The 18,561-nt window shown below is 62.4% G+C and carries 14 protein-coding genes and 1 tRNA gene; 5 read left to right on the top strand and 10 right to left on the bottom strand.

What is annotated here, in order from left to right; all coding sequences use genetic code 11:
• Positions 1-23: 23 nt before the first annotated feature.
• Together PFU01S_RS15580 and PFU01S_RS15575 are read left to right on the top strand one after the other, a co-directional pair.
• Positions 24-920 (top strand): EamA family transporter, encoded by an 897-nt coding sequence (locus tag PFU01S_RS15580; protein WP_027914153.1) that lies wholly within the window; start codon positions 24-26, stop codon positions 918-920.
• Positions 921-937: 17 nt separating this feature from the next.
• Positions 938-2,281 carry an aminotransferase class V-fold PLP-dependent enzyme gene (locus PFU01S_RS15575; RefSeq protein WP_230395997.1) on the top strand — a complete coding sequence of 448 codons (1,344 nt, stop codon included), beginning with the start codon at positions 938-940 and terminating at the stop codon, positions 2,279-2,281.
• A gap of 80 nt (positions 2,282-2,361) precedes the next feature.
• On the opposite strand, the gene PFU01S_RS15570 is transcribed toward PFU01S_RS15575, so the two are convergent.
• Together PFU01S_RS15570 and PFU01S_RS15565 are read right to left on the bottom strand one after the other, a co-directional pair.
• The gene (locus PFU01S_RS15570) at positions 2,362-4,092 is read right to left on the bottom strand and encodes a dipeptidase (RefSeq protein ID WP_027914151.1); all 1,731 of its coding nucleotides are present in this window, start codon (positions 4,090-4,092) and stop codon (positions 2,362-2,364) included.
• A 155-nt stretch (positions 4,093-4,247) separates the two neighbouring features.
• A tRNA-Arg gene (locus PFU01S_RS15565) sits at positions 4,248-4,324 on the bottom strand.
• A gap of 317 nt (positions 4,325-4,641) precedes the next feature.
• On the opposite strand from PFU01S_RS15565, the gene gabD reads away from it, so the two are divergent.
• Positions 4,642-6,084: an NADP-dependent succinate-semialdehyde dehydrogenase gene (gene gabD, locus PFU01S_RS15560; RefSeq protein WP_028688193.1), complete on the top strand. Its 1,443-nt coding sequence runs from the start codon at positions 4,642-4,644 to the stop codon at positions 6,082-6,084.
• A gap of 182 nt (positions 6,085-6,266) precedes the next feature.
• Positions 6,267-7,544: a 4-aminobutyrate--2-oxoglutarate transaminase gene (gene gabT / locus PFU01S_RS15555; RefSeq protein WP_023535755.1), complete on the top strand. Its 1,278-nt coding sequence runs from the start codon at positions 6,267-6,269 to the stop codon at positions 7,542-7,544.
• A gap of 76 nt (positions 7,545-7,620) precedes the next feature.
• On the opposite strand, the gene PFU01S_RS15550 is transcribed toward gabT, so the two are convergent.
• Both PFU01S_RS15550 and desA read right to left on the bottom strand, forming a co-directional pair.
• Entirely contained in the window at positions 7,621-8,607 is a 987-nt protein-coding gene (locus tag PFU01S_RS15550) for a GGDEF domain-containing protein (RefSeq protein WP_027914149.1), read from the bottom strand.
• A 128-nt stretch (positions 8,608-8,735) separates the two neighbouring features.
• Positions 8,736-9,920 carry a delta-9 fatty acid desaturase DesA gene (gene desA / locus PFU01S_RS15545; protein WP_027914148.1) on the bottom strand — a complete coding sequence of 395 codons (1,185 nt, stop codon included), beginning with the start codon at positions 9,918-9,920 and terminating at the stop codon, positions 8,736-8,738.
• Between the two features lie 208 nt (positions 9,921-10,128).
• Between desA and dibA the strand changes: the two genes are divergently transcribed.
• Positions 10,129-12,024 (top strand): phosphodiesterase DibA, encoded by a 1,896-nt coding sequence (gene dibA / locus PFU01S_RS15540; RefSeq protein WP_028688192.1) that lies wholly within the window; start codon positions 10,129-10,131, stop codon positions 12,022-12,024.
• A 38-nt stretch (positions 12,025-12,062) separates the two neighbouring features.
• Here dibA and PFU01S_RS15535 read toward each other — a convergent pair whose 3' ends face one another.
• Genes PFU01S_RS15535 through PFU01S_RS15510 form a run of 6 tightly spaced genes read right to left on the bottom strand, consistent with a single transcriptional unit; the run spans position 12,063 to position 18,462 of the window.
• Positions 12,063-12,707: a methionine ABC transporter permease gene (locus PFU01S_RS15535; protein WP_027914146.1), complete on the bottom strand. Its 645-nt coding sequence runs from the start codon at positions 12,705-12,707 to the stop codon at positions 12,063-12,065.
• Positions 12,697-13,803, bottom strand: a complete 1,107-nt coding sequence (locus PFU01S_RS15530) for a methionine ABC transporter ATP-binding protein (RefSeq protein ID WP_028688191.1) — start codon at positions 13,801-13,803, stop codon at positions 12,697-12,699. Before PFU01S_RS15530 ends, PFU01S_RS15535 begins: the two co-directional genes overlap by 11 nt.
• A 5-nt stretch (positions 13,804-13,808) precedes the next feature.
• Positions 13,809-14,606 (bottom strand): MetQ/NlpA family ABC transporter substrate-binding protein, encoded by a 798-nt coding sequence (locus PFU01S_RS15525; protein ID WP_028688190.1) that lies wholly within the window; start codon positions 14,604-14,606, stop codon positions 13,809-13,811.
• Complete coding sequence (locus PFU01S_RS15520) at positions 14,599-15,990, bottom strand: LLM class flavin-dependent oxidoreductase (RefSeq protein ID WP_028688189.1); 1,392 nt, start codon at positions 15,988-15,990, stop codon at positions 14,599-14,601. The genes PFU01S_RS15525 and PFU01S_RS15520 overlap by 8 nt, the downstream gene beginning before the upstream one ends.
• Positions 15,990-17,171, bottom strand: coding sequence for an SfnB family sulfur acquisition oxidoreductase (locus PFU01S_RS15515; protein ID WP_028688188.1), 1,182 nt, complete (start codon positions 17,169-17,171; stop codon positions 15,990-15,992). Before PFU01S_RS15515 ends, PFU01S_RS15520 begins: the two co-directional genes overlap by 1 nt.
• Positions 17,172-17,220: 49 nt before the next feature.
• Positions 17,221-18,462, bottom strand: coding sequence for an SfnB family sulfur acquisition oxidoreductase (locus PFU01S_RS15510; protein ID WP_028688187.1), 1,242 nt, complete (start codon positions 18,460-18,462; stop codon positions 17,221-17,223).
• Positions 18,463-18,561: the final 99 nt, after the last annotated feature.

Here is an 18,561-nt window from a genome sequence, read left to right as displayed (position 1 = left end):
TTCTTCTTCAAGGCAGCCTGCCAATGAAACCACAGCATGTAGTGCTGGCCGTTCTGATCACGGCCATCTGGGGCATCAATTTCTCTGTCATCAAACTGGGGCTGGCCACTGTCGACCCACTGATCCTCGCCGGGATTCGTTTCAGCCTGTGTGCGCTGCCGGCGATTTTCTTCATCCGCAAACCCGATGTGGCCTGGCGCTACATCATTGGCTACGGCCTGGTGTTCGGCATCGGCTTATGGGGTGTGGTCAACCTCGGGATCAAGGCTGGGCTGTCTGCCGGCATTGCCTCGCTGGTGCTGCAGTTCAGTGCATTCTTCACCATCCTGCTGGGCGGGTTGGTCTTCAAAGAAGCACTGACGCGCTTTCAGGTGCTGGGCATGCTGGTGGCCTTGGCGGGGCTGCTGTGCATCATCACGATCAGCGACGGCTCGGTGACATTGCCTGGTGTGTTGCTGGTACTCCTGGGCGCTGGCGCATGGAGCGTGGCCAACGTCATCAACAAGAAGGCAAAGACCAAGGACGTGTTCGCGTTCCTGGTGTGGTCCAGCGCTTTTGCACCGATCCCGTTGTTCGTGCTCGACTACGCGGTCAATGGCAGTGCCGGCTACACCGCGCTGGTCCATCAGGTGGACAGCACGGCGATTCTGTCGATTCTGTTCCAGGTTTATCCGAACACCTTGTTTGCCTATTGGATCTGGAATTCGCTGCTCAAGACGTACCCGGTATCGACCGTCGCACCGCTTTCGCTGCTGGTGCCGATTTTCGGCATGCTCGGCTCGGTACTGGTGTTCAACGAGAGCGTGCCCACCAGCAAGGTACTGGCCGTTGTCCTGATCGTGCTGGGTCTGGCTGTCGGCCTGTATGGGCAGCGCATCTTCAATGCTTTGTCCGCGCGCACTGCGCGGACCTCACTGTGAATCGATAGGAAGTCGAAATGAGTTTGGGAAGACGTGGATTCATGGGGGGCGCTGTGGGCGCCACCCTGGTTGGCGGCGGCATGATCGCCAGCCTGTCCAGCGCAGGCGCCGTTGCGGCGCCCGAGCCAGAAACCCCGGCATTCGATCCTGCCGACTGGGCATCGGTACGGGCGCAGTTTCAGCTGTCGCCACGGTATGTGCATATCTCCAACTTCTTCCTGGCATCCAACCCCAAGCCGGTGCGCGATGCCATGGCGCGGCACCGGGAGGCCTTCGACCAGAACCCCTATACCTACCTCGAAGACCACATGTTCGCCAAACCCGAAGACATGGTCTGGCGCAAGGTCTGCGAAACCGCGGCCGCCTATACGGGCGGGCGCGCAGAGGACATTGCCCTGACCACCAGCACGACCCAGGGCCTGGCAATGATCTACAACGGCATCAAGCTCAATCCCGATCAGGAAATTCTCACCACCCACCATGAGTGGTACACCCATGACGAAGCGATGCGCCTGGCTGTGGTCAAGTGGGGTGGCAGCATCAGGCGCATCGATCTCTACCAAGGTCCGCAGGACGTCAGCGTCGATGCCATCGTGACGCGTATCGAAGCCGCCATTCGCCCTTCGACCCGCATTCTGGCAATGACTTGGGTCCATTCAGGCACCGGCGTACGGTTGCCGGTCAAGGAGATCGGCGACCTGGTGGCCCGGCTCAACAAAGGCCGTGACGAGGCGCAGAGAATCCTGTACGTGATTGACGGGGTGCATGGTTTCGGCTGCTCCGAGGCGCAGGTCGCCAGCCTGGGATGCGATTTCTTCAGTGCCGGTACGCACAAGTGGATCCTCGGCCCGCACGGAACCGGTCTGGTGTGGGGGCGCCAAGGGCAATGGCGCCACGTCATGCCGACCATTCCCACCATCATGGCGGCCGAGCCTGCCAATGCCTGGCGCCAGGAACGTGCGCCGCAGGGCGATACGCAAGCGGCATGGGTAAGCCCCGGAGGGTTCCTGGCGTTCGAGAATCAGTGGGCGATGATCGAGGCGTTCCGATTCATCGAGCAAATTGGCCGCAAGCGCATTGCCGAGCGCGTTGCCGAACTCAATGGCCAACTCAAGGAAGGGCTGGCCAAACTGCCCAATGTTTCATTACTCACGCCCCAAGACGCGCAGTTTTCGGCGGGTATCGTATGCTGCGACGTTAAGGGTCAGGCGCCCAAGGACGTGGTGGCGAAGTTGAAAGCGCAGAACATCATTGCCAGCGCAACACCTTACCGCCATACCTCGGTTCGCTTCTCTGCCGGGATCACCAACACGCCCCAGGACATTGAAAAGACCCTGCAGGTGATGCACAGCCTGACATGATTCAGGGCTGTGCAGGGATCACCGGGCGCGCTAGCCCGGCCTGCCAGGCCGGGTAGCGATGCCAAAGGCAGAGGCGGATCTCAGAGCTTCGGCATCTGCCCGATCCGCGCCACCATTTCGCTGACCACCTGCAGGTCCAGCATGAACTGGTCCACGGTCTTGAACTCGTTGTCGTTATGCCCGGTGTACTTCACACCGGGCATGGCCAGACCAAACTGCACGCCGTTGGGCAGGTCATGCACTGAGGTGGCTCCGGCGGACGTACCGAACGCGTGCTTCATGCCCAGGTTTTCGCTGGCCACAGCCAGCAGGGCCTTGACCCACTCGCCTTCTGGGTTGCGGTACATCGGCTCGTCCAGGCTGTAGTCGTAGGCGGGCGTGATATGGCTTTGCTGCGACCACTTACCGAGCTTGTCGGCGATTTCATCCTTGATCGTCGCGACCGCCTTGCCCTTGGGGATGCGCAGGTTGATCGCCAGCTTCAAGCCTTTGTCATCCACACCGACGAAGGTTGGCGAGGCGGTAAGCGGCCCCATGAATGCATCGTCATAGGCGATGCCCAGCTTCTTGCCCAGGTAGTCCAGGCCCCAGTTGTCCGCCGCATAGTGGGCAGCATCGGTGAACTGGTTCCGCTTCAACGGCACCGTCTTGCCCACGCCATTGATGAAGTCCAGCATGCGCGCGACAGGGTTCACGCCCGATTCGGGCTCCGAGGAGTGAGCTGACACACCGGTCACGGTGAGCACCACTTGCTTGCCGTCGGGTTTGGCGGCAATGCTGAAGTCGCCACCGTTTTGCTTCACGTACTCGGCACCGGCCGTGTTCAACCGCTGCGCCAGTGCGCTGGCGTCGTCGGTGAGCAAGGTCGCTACCGAGGTGGACGGGATCTGATTGGTAGCAAGCCCACCGGTAAGGTTGACGATTTCGGCACCCTGGCCGCTGGCCGCACGCTTGGCAAAATTCGCCATCACGGTGCCGTAGCCTTTTTCCGCGATGACCACCGGATAGCCGCCATCCAGGGCTAGGTTGTAGTCAGGCGTAGGGTTGCGCTCGAAGTAGTACGGGATGGCATCGCCGCTGGTTTCTTCGGTGGTGTCGATCAGCAGTTTGAATTGCCGCGCCAGGGGCAGGTTTTCATCCTTGGCGACCTTCAGGGCATACAGCGCTACGACGATGCCATTCTTGTCGTCCTCGGTACCACGGCCGTACATGCGATCACCGACCAGGGTGACCTTGAACGGGTCCAGGCGCGTGCCGTCGGCCAGCTTCCAGTTTTCCGGTGTGACAGGGACCACGTCGGCATGGGCATGGATACCGACCACTTCCTTGCCGCTTCCCAGGGAGATTTCGTAGACACGGTTGTCGACGTTGCGAAAAGCCAGGCCAAACCCGTCGGCCAGTGCCTTGATCTTGTCGGCGATCTTCAGGAACTCGGGGTTTTCATGCTGAGGCGTGCCCTCGACGGTGACCGTGGGAATGGCCACCAGTTCGCGCAGGGTCTGGGTGGCAGCCTTGCCGTACTTGATGCGGGTGTAGAGCCCGAGCAGGCGATTGATCTCGTTCTGCTGCTCGGCGCCCAGCGGCTTACCGGCCAGGTAGGTGTCCAAGGTGGTGCCCAGGTCATCGGCCTGGGCCAGTTCGCTGCCTTTGAGCTTGCCGAGAAACTGCTTGAAGTCATGCGGATCGCTGCCGTCGAACGCCTTGACGATCGCCGCAGACTGCTGCTGGGTGAGGTTGGCCTGGGCAGGCAACGCGAACAAGCCGATGCTGGCTGCCAGCAGGGAAACAGAGGTGAGCTTTTTCAGATGCATGAGTGTACGCATTCCTTCGCCAATCATTGATGAGGCCCCGTCGTGCGGGAAGGCCCTCACGCTAACACCAATGACCTGTGGTACGGCAGTACCAGGCGTGTGACATGGCGCACAAACGAAAAAGCCCCAGGCGTTGGCCTGGGGCTTTTCATGTATGGCGCACTCGGCGGGATTCGAACCCACGACCCCTGCCTTCGGAGGGCAGTACTCTATCCAGCTGAGCTACGAGTGCAACGCGCACGCATGATACCTATCTCGTTCGTCTGCGTCCATCGCCTTGATCTGTAGCCCTTTTTACCAGTTGCCATGTTCGCCTCCATGGCGGTTCTGCCTGGGGCTACTCTTTCGGTTCGTGCTCGCCTTGGGTAGCCAGGGCCCATCACGCCCTACCAGCGAGCCGATTTCAGATAAGGTGTTCAACCGCTCGTTCTTTTTTTCGAACAGCCTATTGTCCAACACCCCAGCAGACGCTTAGCATTCGTTTGAGATTTCAAACGCTCGGGGCCCTGCGCTGGGCGCTTTCAACAATCAACAATTCGGGAAGCCGACATGCAGCTCAAAGACGCTCAGTTGTTCCGCCAGCAAGCCTTCATCAACGGTGAATGGCTGGATGCGGACAGCGGCCAGACTATCAATGTGACCAACCCTGCCACGGGCGAAGTCATTGGTACCGTGCCGAAGATGGGTACTGCGGAAACCCGCCGCGCCATCGAGGCAGCCGACAAGGCCCTGCCGGCCTGGCGTGCCCTGACCGCCAAGGAGCGCTCGACCAAGCTGCGTCGCTGGTTCGAACTGATGATCGAAAACCAGGACGACCTCGCTCGCCTGATGACCACCGAACAAGGCAAGCCGCTGGCCGAAGCCAAGGGCGAAATCGCCTATGCCGCCTCCTTCATCGAGTGGTTCGCCGAAGAAGCCAAGCGCGTCTATGGCGACACCATCCCAGGCCACCAGCCTGACAAGCGTCTGATCGTCATCAAGCAGCCGATTGGCGTCACCGCGGCCATCACCCCGTGGAACTTCCCGGCTGCCATGATCACCCGTAAAGCCGGCCCGGCCCTGGCCGCTGGCTGCACCATGGTGCTCAAGCCTGCCTCGCAAACCCCGTACTCCGCCCTGGCGCTGGTCGAACTGGCCAACCGTGCCGGTATTCCGGCAGGCGTGCTGAGCGTGGTTACCGGCAGCGCAGGCGAAGTCGGCGGCGAACTGACCGGCAACGCCCTGGTGCGCAAACTCTCCTTCACCGGCTCTACCGAAATCGGTCGCCAGCTGATGCAGGAATGCGCCAAGGACATCAAGAAAGTATCCCTGGAGCTGGGTGGTAACGCCCCGTTCATCGTGTTCGACGACGCCGACCTGGACAAGGCAGTCGAAGGCGCGATCATCTCCAAGTACCGTAACAACGGCCAGACCTGCGTCTGCGCCAACCGCATCTACGTGCAAGCTGGCGTCTATGACGCGTTCGCGCAGAAGCTGGCCGCCGCTGTGGCCAAGCTCAAGATCGGTAACGGCCTCGAAGACGGCACCACCACTGGCCCGCTGATCGACGGCAAGGCCGTGGCCAAGGTGCAGGAGCACATCGAAGACGCGGTGAGCAAAGGCGCCAAGGTCCTGTCCGGCGGCAAGCTGATCGAAGGCAACTTCTTCGAGCCGACCATTCTGGTCGACGTGCCCAAGACCGCTGCCGTTGCCAAGGAAGAAACCTTTGGCCCGTTGGCGCCGCTGTTCCGCTTCAAAGACGAAGCCGAAGTCATCGCCATGTCCAACGACACCGAGTTCGGCCTGGCGTCCTACTTCTACGCCCGCGACATGAGCCGTGTGTTCCGTGTCGCCGAAGCGCTGGAATACGGCATGGTAGGCATCAACACCGGCCTGATTTCCAACGAAGTGGCGCCATTTGGCGGTATCAAGGCTTCTGGCCTGGGCCGCGAAGGCTCCAAGTACGGTATCGAGGATTACCTCGAAATCAAATACCTGTGCATCAGCGTCTGATCGCACGGTAAAGGCTTTACCTCTGCCAGCGGGGCGCGAGAGCGACGTCCCGCTGGCCTTTTTTACATTGCAGCACCTGGTGGCCAGGGCGTTCGCGGCAGTCGATCAACGAATACTGACTGCGGGCAACCCCAGCTACCCCCGAATAAAAGCGCCATGTTCAACGGCGCAATGAGGGCATTATGAGCAAGACCAACGAATCCTTGATGCAACGCCGTGTCGCCGCTGTCCCACGTGGCGTCGGCCAGATCCACCCGATTTTCGTTGAATCGGCCAAGAACTCCACCGTCATTGACGTCGAAGGCCGCGAACTGATCGACTTCGCTGGTGGTATCGCCGTGCTGAACACCGGCCACCTGCACCCAAAAGTGGTTGCAGCGGTGCAAGAGCAGCTCACCAAGGTCAGCCACACCTGCTTCCAGGTACTGGCGTATGAGCCCTACGTAGAGCTGTGCGAAAAGATCAACAAGCTGGTGCCAGGTGACTTCGACAAGAAGACCCTGCTGGTATCCACTGGCTCCGAAGCGGTCGAGAACGCCGTCAAGATCGCCCGTGCTGCAACCGGCCGCGCCGGCGTGATCGCCTTCACCGGCGGCTACCACGGCCGTACCATGATGACCCTGGGCCTGACTGGTAAAGTCGTGCCGTACTCTGCAGGCATGGGCCTGATGCCAGGTGGTGTCTTCCGTGCACTGTTCCCGAGCGAGCTGCACGGTGTCAGCGTCGACGATGCCATCGCTTCGGTCGAGCGCATCTTCAAGAACGACGCCGAGCCACGTGACATCGCCGCCATCATCCTCGAGCCCGTACAAGGCGAAGGCGGCTTCCTGCCAGCGCCTAAAGAGCTGATGAAGCGTCTGCGTGCCCTGTGTGACCAGCACGGTATCCTGCTGATCGCCGACGAAGTGCAGACCGGTGCAGGCCGTACTGGCACCTTCTTCGCCATGGAGCAGATGGGCGTTGCGCCTGACCTGACGACCTTTGCCAAGTCCATCGCCGGCGGCTTCCCGCTGGCCGGTGTGTGCGGCAAGGCCGAATACATGGATGCCATTGCACCGGGCGGTCTGGGCGGCACCTATGCCGGTTCGCCAATCGCCTGTGCTGCGGCCCTGGCCGTCATCGATGTATTCGAAGAAGAGAACCTGCTGGACCGCAGCAAGGCCGTGGGCGAGCGCCTGACCGCCGGTCTGCGTGAGATCCAGCAGAAGCACCCGATCATCGGTGACGTGCGTGGCCTGGGTTCGATGATTGCCGTCGAAGTTTTCGAGAAAGGCACTCATACCCCTAACGCTGCAGCTGTCGCCCAAGTCGTTGCCAAGGCGCGCGACAAGGGTCTGATCCTGCTGTCCTGCGGTACCTACGGCAACGTCCTGCGTATTCTGGTGCCGCTGACCGCCGAAGACGCTCTGTTGGACAAGGGCCTGGCCATCATCGAAGAGTGCTTCGCTGAACTCGCTTGATGTAGCTGGCTTTAAAAAAAACCCGCTTCGGCGGGTTTTTTCATGTCAGCAATTTACCGACGGTGGGCGCCGATGCTCATCCCTGAACGATCTGATTCTTGCCTTGGCGCTTCGCTTGATACATGGCTGCGTCGGCACGGGCATACAAGCTGTTCAGGGTGTCGTCGTCCTCCATCAAACCCGTCAGGCCCTGGCTCACCGTCACGCTGTAGGTCTGGCCCTCCTGGCCGAAACTCAGCCGCTGCACCTCCCGCTGCAACCGTTCGGCGATCTGTTCTGCCACTTTGGCCGTGCAGCCTGGGAATACTGCGGCAAATTCTTCGCCCCCGATGCGGCCGAACAGATCACCTCGACGCAGTACCGTCCTGCCGCTGTGGGCAATGCGCTGCAGCACTTGGTCACCTTCCTGGTGGCCGTAGCTGTCATTGATGTTCTTGAAATCGTCGATGTCCAGAAGCAGGAAAGTCAGCGGTGTACCGTCCTCCCGTGCCTTGTCGAAGGCCTGCTTGGCACATTCGAAGAAGTGGCGGCGGTTACTGCTCTGGGTCAGGACATCGGTGGTGGCCAGACGCTGAAGCTCGCCTTCGAGGCGTTTCTTGTCGGTGATGTCTTCGGCGATGCCGACGATGGTCACCCGATCGCTACCTGGCTGCTGGCTGACGTAGCACTTGTCGCTCAGCCAGCGCAGCTCGCCATCGCCGTTGAGGATGCGGTATTCGCGGTGTTCCACGGAGCCTGTGGACAGTACCTGCGCCAGGCTCTGTTCGGCAAATTCAAGATCATCCGGATAGATGCTGTCGCGCCATACGTTGAAATCGGCCATGACCCGGCTGACAGGGCGACCAAAGATGCGCTCGAACGCAGGGCTTACGTACAGCACTTGCCGCGTTTCCCAATCGAAGGCCCACAGTACGGCGTTGACACTTTCAAGCAACGAACTGAATAGCTGCTCACGTTCGCTGAGTCGGGCGACTTCGCCTTGGGCATGCATCAGTGCCAGCAGGGTTTGGGCAGCGTCGGGGGGAGGAGTACCGGTCAGAATCTTGGGATTGTTCTTGGCCATGTGCACAGCGCGCGCTCGACGGGTAAAGGTGCGGCCACCTTCCGGCCGATGTGGGCAGTTCGAGTCGAAACAGAGGGTTGAAGTTCCTGAGCTTACGCCCCAGAACGGGGCGTATCGATCAACGGAGGTCAGGCAGCGGTCGGGCGCAGGGAATAGGTTTTCAACTGCGAAGCGAAGTCGCGCAGGGCGTGGATGCCACTGGTCTCGGCCTCGTGTACCCAATCCTTCATGGCGGCAAGCATGTCGTGGCCATTGGCGCTGGTCCGCGCCCAGATCTGCTGCAGGGCCAGGCGCTTCTCGTAAATGGTCTTCAATGCCTGACTGTGCGCCAGCATGGACTCGATACGGACATGGTGGCGATCCTCCAGCAAGCTGGTTTCACGGGACAGCAGGCGTTTGGCGCGGCGGAAGTGGTGGCTGACCGAGGTATCGACGCGGTCCAGCTCCTGTTTGACCAGCGGGCCGATCACAAGCTTGCGGTACTGGGCCATGATCTGGAAGCGGTTGTTCAGGATGGCCATGGCGGTGTCCATGTCCAGGCTGGCCTTGCCGGCAACGCGGTGAGCGATGGGGGCCACGCGCTGGACCTTGGCCAGGCGCAGCAGGCAGAACAGGCGAATCCACGCCCAGCCCATGTCGAATTCCCAGCGCCTGACCGAAAGCTTGGCCGAGTTGGGGTAGGTGTGATGATTGTTGTGCAGCTCTTCGCCCCCAATGACGATGCCCCAAGGCACCAGGTTGGTCGCCGCGTCGCGGCATTCGAAATTGCGATAGCCCACGGCGTGGCCCAGGCCATTGACCACCCCGGCTGCCCAAAAGGGAATCCACATCATCTGCACGGCCCAAATCGTGATGCCGGCGGTGCCGAACAGCAGCAGGTCGATAAGCGCCATCAGCACGATACCGCCCAGCTTGTAGCGGGAGTAGAGGTTGCGTTCGACCCAGTCGTCCGGGCAGTTCTTGCCGTAGATGCGCAAGGTCTCGGGGTTGCGCGCCTCTTCGCGATAGAGCTCGGCCCCTTTGCGCAGCACCGTACTCAAGCCCTTGTAGACTGGGCTGTGCGGGTCCTCCGGGGTTTCGCACTTGGCGTGGTGCTTGCGATGGACAGCGGTCCATTCACGGGTGTTCTGCGCCGTGGTGAGCCACAGCCAGAAGCGGAAGAAATGCTTGAGCCCGGTGTTGAGCTCCAGCGCACGATGCGCGGAATAGCGATGCAGGTAGACCGTGACGCTGACAATGGTCACATGGGTCATCAACAAAGTGATGCCGACCAGTTGCCAGGCCGACAAGTCGAGCAGGCCGTTGTACCACATAGGTAGAGATACCCTCGAGATTCAGGGGAAAGGTGCGATTATCCCTGGGTCGGGAAATAAAACCAGTCAAAGCTGACCACGCCATGTTTCAGCCGGGCGTCGGTGCCCGGCATACCTTGATGCGCGGCCTTTGCGAAGCGCTAACCGCACGTCGGGCAGCAGAAGCTTTATAATCCCCCAACATTTTTCATGGGCAATTGCACCCGACATGTCTGTTTCCGTTCGCGACGCCTTGCGCATGGCAGCGCTTTATGTGGTGCTCTCGATCCTCTGGCTGGTGCTGGCCGAGGTGGTGCTGCAGAGCATGACTGATGACTCCCTGGCCCTGACCGTGGGGCGTCAGATCAACATCGTGGTCTGGGTGTTGCTCAGTGCCTTGCTGATCTATGTGTCGCGCGTGCGGCTGTTGAACTTCATCGGCGCCGGTGCGCGCCTGCGCGGGGAGGACCGTGAGCGCCTGCGCATGGCCGCTGCGGTGTTCGACTGCACCCTGGAAGGCGTCCTTGTGACCGACCGGCAGGGGATGATCGTGCACGTCAACCGCGCGTTCATGCGCATCACCGGCTATCAGCAGGATGAGGTCATTGGCCAGCGCCCCAGCAAATTCAAGTCGGGGCGTCATGGCGCCGCGTTCTACCAGCAAATCTACGCGGCCCTGACCGAGACGGGGGAGTGGAGCGGCGAGATCTGGAACCGCCGTAAAAGCGGTGAAATCTATCCTCAATGGCAAACCATCCGCGCCATTTGCGATGACGAAGGCGAACTGAGCCATTACGTGGCGGTATTCAGTGACATCAGTGCCATCAAGCATTCGGAGCAGGAGCTGGCCTATCTGGCCCACCATGATCCCCTGACCGACCTGCCCAATCGCCTGTTGTTCACCGACCGGGTCCAGCAGGCGTTGGCAGCGGCCCAGGCCAAGAAGCGCGGTTGTGCGCTGCTGCTTCTGGACCTCGATCATTTCCAAAGCATCAACGACGGGCTCGGCCATACGATTGGCGATCAGCTGCTCAAGCTGGTGGGCGTGCGCCTGGGTGAAGTCGTGAGCAGCGGGGTTACCCTGGCGCGCCTGGGCGGCGACGAGTTCGGCGTCCTGGCCGAGCACTGCCAGGATCTGGGGCAGGCGGCAAAACTGGCCCAGCGCATCATCGAACGCATGCGCGAGCCCTTCCTCTTCGAGGGTCATCGCCTGTTCATCAGTGTCAGCGCAGGCATCAGCCTGTTCCCAAGCGACGCCCTGAGTGCCGAGCAGTTGCTACGCAATGCCGATTCGGCGCTGTACAAGGCCAAGACCAACGGCCGCGCCTGTTATGCCCTGTACACCGAAGAGCTGACCGCGCACGCCCAGTTGCGTGTGGAAACGGCGGGAGAACTGCGCCGCGCCCTCGAGCAGGACGAGCTGCGCGTGTTCTACCAGCCCGTGCATGACCTGGCCTCGGGCAGTCAGGTGGGGGTCGAGGCACTGGTCCGCTGGCAGCATCCCCAGCGGGGCCTGGTGCCCCCCGGTGAGTTCATCCCGATTGCCGAACGCACCGGGCTGATTGCCGAAATCGATGCCTGGGTGCTGCGCCAGGCGTGCCTGCAGATGGTGCGCTGGCAGCGAGAAGGCCGCCCCCTGGCATTCGTGGCCGTGAACATCTCGAGCCGGCTGTTTGGCCAGCATGAGCTGTACCGGCAGGTGGCCGATGTGCTGCACGAAACAGGCCTGGCGCCAGCGCTGCTTGAACTGGAGGTGACGGAAAGTGCGGTGATGGAAGATCCGGAAGTGGCCCTGGAGCAGCTTCACCGTCTGCGCGAGCTGGGTGTGACCTTGGCCATCGATGATTTCGGCACCGGCTATTCCTCGCTGTTACGCCTCAAGCGCATGCCCGTGCAAAAGCTCAAGATCGACCAGGGCTTCGTGGCCGGGCTGCCGTGCGATGAAGATGATGTCGCGATCGTGCGGGTAATCATCGCCCTGGCCCGCAGCATGGGCATGCAAGTGCATGCCGAAGGCATCGAGCAGCAGGAGCAGGCCAGCTTCCTGCTGCAGGAGCAGTGCCAGCTGGGGCAGGGCTATTGGTTCGGCCGGCCGGTCGCCGCAGAACACCTGCGCTGGGAGTAAGGCCAGGGGCTGGCTTGGCGCCAGCCCGCACCCTGCGCTCATCGCTTGTTCAACCCTCGGGCCAGGCGGTCGCCACCCAGCTGGATCAGTGCCACCAGGGCCACCAGCATGGCGATCACCGTTAGCATGATCTGGCTGTCGAAGCGCTGGTACCCATAGCGGTAGGCGATGTCCCCCAACCCTCCGGCACCGATGGCGCCTGCCATGGCGGATGAATTGATCAGCGTCACCAAGGTGATGGTGAAGCCGCCGACGATGCCCGGCAGGGCTTCTGGCAGCAGCACGTGCCAGACGATGTGCCAGCGTCGGCATCCCATGGCTTGGGCTGCCTCCACCAGGCCATGGTCGACCTCACGCAGGCTGACTTCGGCGATGCGAGCGAAAAAGGGCGTAGCTGCGATGGTAAGGGGCACGATGGCCGCCCAGACCCCATAGGTAGTGCCGACCACCCACCGCGTGAAGGGGATCAGGGCAACCATCAGGATCAGAAATGGCACCGAGCGGAACAGGTTGACGAAGGCGGCCAGCACCCGGTTGAGCAGCGGTGCCGCATAGATGCCGCCCCTGTCGCTGGTCACCAGCATGACGGCCATCGGTACGCCCACCAGCAAGGCGATCAGCGAAGAAACGCCGACCATCAACAGCGTGTCGAGCAAACCCTCCAGTAGACGATCAACCCACATGGCCCAGCACCTCCACGTCTTCGGCCCAGCGCCGAGTGCGCTCCAGGAGGCGGCTGGCGTCATGGGGCGAGTGCTGCACCGAAACGATCAGTTGCGCCAGTGTACGCGCGCCGATGGACTGCACACCCCCTTGCAGCAGCCGCACACATCCGCCCAACTCGGCGAACAACGCCGTCAGATCGGGCTCGCCGAACGCTGTCAGCTTCAGCACGATAGCGCTGTCGGGGCTCGATGGGGCAGCCTTGATGTCCGCGGTCAGGGCTTCTGGCAACGTGGGTTGCAGCGGCGCCAGCAACGTGCGCGTAGTAGCGTGCCGCGCCGCGCCGAACACCTGCCAGACCTCTCCCTGCTCGACCAATTGGCCACGCTCCAGTACCGCAACCCGGTGGCAGGTGTCGCGCACCACGGCCATTTCATGGGTGATCAGCACGATGGTCAGGCCCAAGCGTTGGTTGATGTCGCGTAGCAGCGCCAGAATCGAGGCGGTCGTCTCGGGGTCCAGCGCCGAGGTCGCTTCGTCGCACAGCAGGATGCATGGGTCGTGCACCAGGGCGCGGGCAATGCCCACGCGCTGCTTCTGGCCGCCGGACAGCTGCGCAGGATAGACGTGGTGCTTGTCCTCGAGGCCAACCAGTTGCAGCAGCTCGCGTACCTTGCGCTGGCGCTGCGCCTTGGCAACGCCGGCCACTTTCAGGGGCAGTTCGACGTTCTGCCACACGGTCTTGGCTGACATCAGGTTGAAGTGCTGGAAAATCATGCCGATGTTTCGGCGCAACGCCACCAGTGCCTCCTCGTCGTAGCGGGCAATGTCCGCCTGGTCGATCAGCACCCGGCCCTGCGTAGGCTGCTCCAACCGGTTGATGACGCGCAACAGCGAGGACTTACCCGCCCCGCTGCGGCCGATGATGCCGAAGATTTCACCGCGCCGGATGTTCAGGTCGATGCCTTGCAACGCCGGCTGGCTCTGGCCTGGATACGTCTTGCCCAACCCGATGAACCGCACATGGGCTTGGCTGACGTCGGGGCGCAGGTCCACGTGTTCAGCCTGACGCGGTGGGGCAGGGGATTCGAGTGCTCGTGCAGTGGACTGGCTCATCGCTGTCACTCCCAACCGGCCTGGTAGAGCGTGCCATGAGCCTTGTCCAAGGCCGCGCGCACGGCGGGCGAGTGCTGGTAGATGTCGACGAACTTGGCCAGGCGAAGGTCATCCCTGCTCTGTGGGCGAATGACGAACTGAATCACGTATTCCTTGTTCTCCAGACCATCGAAAAGCAGGGCCGAGGTGGCGTCAAAACTGTTGGCCAGCCGAATGTAGGCGGGGTAGCCCTGCACCAGGTCCGCGTCGTCATACGCCCGTACCAACTGGACCGCTTCGACCTGAATGATCTTGAGCTTCTTCGGGTTGGCCGTGATGTCCTGTTCTGTGGCCTTGTAGCCCACGCCAGGTTTTAGCGTGATCAAGCCGGCCTTGGCCAGCAGTTGCAGGCCTCGCCCGCTGTTGATCGGGTCGTTGGCGATTGCGACGCTCGCCCCTTCGGGCAGGTCGGCGAAGCTTTTGTAGCGCTTGGAATACAGGCCCACGTTGTTGATGATGCCTGGGGCGTAGGGCACCAGATCGAAACCGGCAGCAGCCTTGGCGTTTTCCAGAAAGGGAATGTGCTGGAAATAGTTCACGTCGATGTCGCCACTGTTGAGGCTGACATTGGGCGCTATCCAGTCGCTGAATTCGATGAGCTTCACCTCGAGCCCCTGCTTGTGCGCCTCTTCGACGGCGGCTTCCAGCGGGATGGCGAAGGCTGACGTGGTGCCGATCTTCAGCGGCTGATTGGCCAGGGCTGCGCTCGAGAAGCCCAAGGCAATAACGACGGCCGCAACGGGACGAATTAGTTTTTCAAGCATGGTGCAGGGCTCCGGTGAAAGCGGGGGCAGGCGCAAAGCGGTAGGCCGAGCCAGGATGGTCGGCTGGCAGGTAGGGATGGTCGGTTGCGAACAGCTTTTCGCGCAGCGTGCCGCCGGCGTAGGCGGTCTTGTAGCGGCCGCGCGCCTGTAGCTGCGGAATCACCAGGTCGATGAAGTCCTCGAAGCTTTCCGGTGTAACGGTGCGGGTCAGGTTGAAACCGTCCAGGCCGGTTTCGTCAGCCCACGCGATCAGCTCATCAGCCACTTGCGCGGGGTCGCCGATCAAGGTGACGTAGCGGCCACCCAAGGCGTGTTGTTGCAGCAGGCGGCGTCGGGTCCAGGCATTGTCCTGAAGTTGGCGGGTGGCCGACTGGATGGCGTTGCCTTGGCTAAAGGCAATCGGCTCGTCCAGATCGAAGGCCGCAAAGTCGATGCCAGTGGAGGCAGCGAAATGCGCGACGCCGGCTTCGGGGCTGGCATGGCGCAGGTATTCAGCGTGCTTGGCCAGGGCTTGTTGCTCGGTGGGCGCCACGATCACCGTGATGCCCATGAAGACCTTGACTGCCATTGGGTCGCGACCCGCAGCCCTGGCAGCGGCGCGCACCTTGTCCACCTGGGCGCGGGTTGAAGCCTTGTCCTGGCCGCTGATGAACACACACTCGGCATGGTTGCCCGCAAACGTCAGCCCGCGCGGTGAGCTGCCAGCCTGAAACAGTACCGGTGTCCGTTGTGGCGACGGTTCGCACAGGTGGTAGCCCTCTACATCGTAGAACTCCCCGTGGTGGCGAACCTTGCGCACTTTGTCGGGGCGCGCGTAGATGCGCTGGCCGCGGTCAGCCAGCACGGCATCGTCGGCCCAGCTGCCCTCAAGCAGCTGGTACAGCACCTTGAGGTATTCATCGGCCTGGTCGTAGCGACGGTCATGCTCGGGCTGCTGGGTCAGGCCCATGGCGCGCGCAGCGCTGTCCAGATAACCGGTGACGATGTTCCAGCCGACTCGACCGTTGCTCAGGTGATCCAGGGTCGAGAGACGGCGGGCGAAGAGATAAGGCGCTTCATACGTAAGGTTGGCCGTGAGGCCGAAACCGAGGTTGCGGGTCACGGCGGCCATGGCGGACACCAGCAGCAGAGGGTCGTTGACCGGCAACTGGATGGATTCCTTCAACGGCACCTCCAGCGACTGGCCGTAGACATCGTAGGTGCCGACGATGTCGGCAATGAACAATCCGTCGAACAGGCCCCGCTCCAGCAGGCGCGCCAGGTCGGTCCAGTATTCGAGGGTCTTGTACTGGGTCGAAGTATCGCGCGGGTGCGTCCACAGGCCATGGTTGATATGCCCCACGCAGTTCATGTTGAAGGCATTGAGCAGGATCTGCCGGGCCATCAGAGGGTCCCCCGGCGCGGTGGGTTTTGCTCGTTGAGGTAGTAGTTGCCGATGGCGTGGTACTTCCAGCGCACTGGGTCGTGCAATGTGTGCACCCGGGCATTGCGCCAGTGGCGGTCGAGGTTGTGTTCGGCCAGCGTGGCCTGACTGCCACCGAGCTCAAACAGCGTGGTGCCGGCGGACAGGGCGATTTCGGTGCTGATGGCCCGTGCCTCTGCCACGGCAATGGACGCTGCGGCTACGGTTTCGGCCGTGCTGTCGTCACGCGCGCTGTCTAGGTAATGGCCTGCGCGTTCGAGCAAGGCTTCGGCAGCGTGCAGGCGGATGGCGAGTTGGCCGAAGTGCTTGACGGTCAGCGGATCGTCGCTCGCCTGCTCGACGCCTGAATCCACCCATGGCCGGCTGCGGGTCCGCACGAAATGCAAGGCGTCCTCATAGGCTGCACGGGCGATGCCGGTATCGATGGCCGCATGAAGAATTTGCGCCAGCGGGCCTACCGGGGTAGGGCGCTCGAACACGCTCTGAAACGGTACGACGTCCTGTGCGCTGACAGGCACGTTATCGAACACCACCGAGCCGCTGCCGGTGGTGCGCTGGCCGAAGCCACTCCAGTCGTCGATCACTTGCAGGCCGGGGCTGTCGGCAGGCACGAATGCCAGGTGCTGGACGCCTTGGTCATCGACCACCGAGGTGGGTATGCGCTGGGCGTATAGCGCACCCGTGGCGTAGAACTTGCGGCCATTGATGCGAAAGCCTTCGCCTTCGCGGCTCAGCCGGGTGGTGCGGTCATTGGCTGTTTTGGTGCCCAGTTCTGCCAGGGCATTGCCAAACCGCCGACCTGCCAGCACCTCGGCGTACAGACGCTGCTGCTGCTCGGGCGTACCGTTTACTCGAAGCACTTCCAAGGCATAGAAATGGTTTTGCGGAATCTGCCCGAGCGAGCCGTCGGCCTGCGCGATGAGGGCGATGACCTTGGCCAGGGTGACGTTGGATACGCCCGCCCCGCCGTAGGCCTTGGGGACGCTGATACCCCACAGGCCCGAGCGTGTGAACAGCGCCAGCTCAGGGTGTGGCAGACGCCGTTCACGGTCGCGCGCCGCGCTGTCGGGGCGTAGATGTCGGGCGATGTCCAAGGCAACGGCCAGGGCTTCGCCGTCGCTGGTAATGATGCGTGTGGTCATGGTGTGTCTCCGGTGCCCCGGGCCGCGCAGCGGCCCAGGAGGCTACCAATCAGATCCAGGAATGCCGCGCGGGCAGGGTGCCGTTGAGGTGGTACGCGCCAACCGCGTGGTATTTCCAGCGCACCGGGTCGTGCAGCGTGTGCACGCGGGCGTTGCGCCAGTGGCGGTCGAGGTTGAACTCGGCCAGGGTGGCGCGGCTGCCGGCGAGTTCGAACAGTTTCTCGCTGGCCTGCAGGGCAATCTCGGTGGTCAGTACCTTGGCCTCGGCCACCGCAATCGACGCGCGGGCGGCCGACTCGGCATCCACCGTGCCGGCGTTGACCTCGTCCAGCACCTGCCCGGCCCGGCGCAGCAGCGCCTCGGCGGCATGCAGTTCAAGCTTCAGGCGGCCGATGTCTGCAATGACATAGAGGTCGTCGCTGGCGCGGTCTACCTGGGCTTCGATCCAAGGGCGCGACTTTGTGCGCACGAAAGCAATGGCGTCATCGATGGCGGCCTCGGCAATGCCTGCGTCAATGGCCGCCTGGATGAGCTGCGAGGCGGCGCCCTGGGTATTGGGTACCTCCCGCTGGCGCCAGTTGTCGATGACCAGATCTGCTTCTACCGGAACGTCATCGAGCAGTACCGTGCCGCTGGCCGTGGTGCGCTGACCGAAACCCGACCAATCGTCGACGATGCGTAGCCCGGGTGTGCCGCGGCGCACGAAAGCCAGGCGCTGGCGACCTTCCTCATCCAGCGCCTTGACCGCCACCCAGTGGGCGAACAACGCCCCGGTGGAATAGAACTTCTCACCACTGATGCGATAGCCGTCACCTGCGCGGTCGATGCGTGCCTTGAGGGTAAGGGTGTCCTTGGTTCCGCGCTCCGGGCCCGCATTGCCGATGCGCCAGCCGTCCAACACGCTGCGAAACAGCACCGCCTGTTGCGCCGGCGTGGCTGTCAGACGCAGCAGTTGCAGCATGCCGAACTGGTTCTGCGGGATCTGCCCCAGTGCGGGGTCGGCAGCGCTGATCAGGCGGAACACTTCGGCCACGGTTTCAAACGATACCTCGGGGCCGCCGTAGGCCTTGGGAACGCTGATGCTTCCCAGGCCACTGCGGGTGAACAGTTCGATCTCGGCCCAGGGCAGTTCGCGTTGCTGATCCCGACGGGCAACGTGTTCGCGCGCGACAGCGGCGACTTCACGCGCAGCCTGCAGCGCTTGGGCATCGCTGCGCAGGACCTTGGCTGGCAGCACGGGCGGTGCGCTGTCGAGCACGCTGCGGGGGGGAATAAGGGCTTGGCTGGACATCAGTGCCGCTCCTTGGCTGCACGCAATGCCCTGGCGTTATGCACTGGGGTGATGGTGATCCTGACCATTGCTGACCTCACATGTGGGTTATGCCGCTAC

It is taken from the genome of Pseudomonas fulva NBRC 16637 = DSM 17717 (assembly GCF_000730565.1).
GTDB classification, from domain to species: Bacteria; Pseudomonadota; Gammaproteobacteria; order Pseudomonadales; family Pseudomonadaceae; genus Aquipseudomonas; species Aquipseudomonas fulva.
Note: the sequence above shows the minus strand (reverse complement) of the source record. Positions and strands in the feature narration are given on the sequence as shown.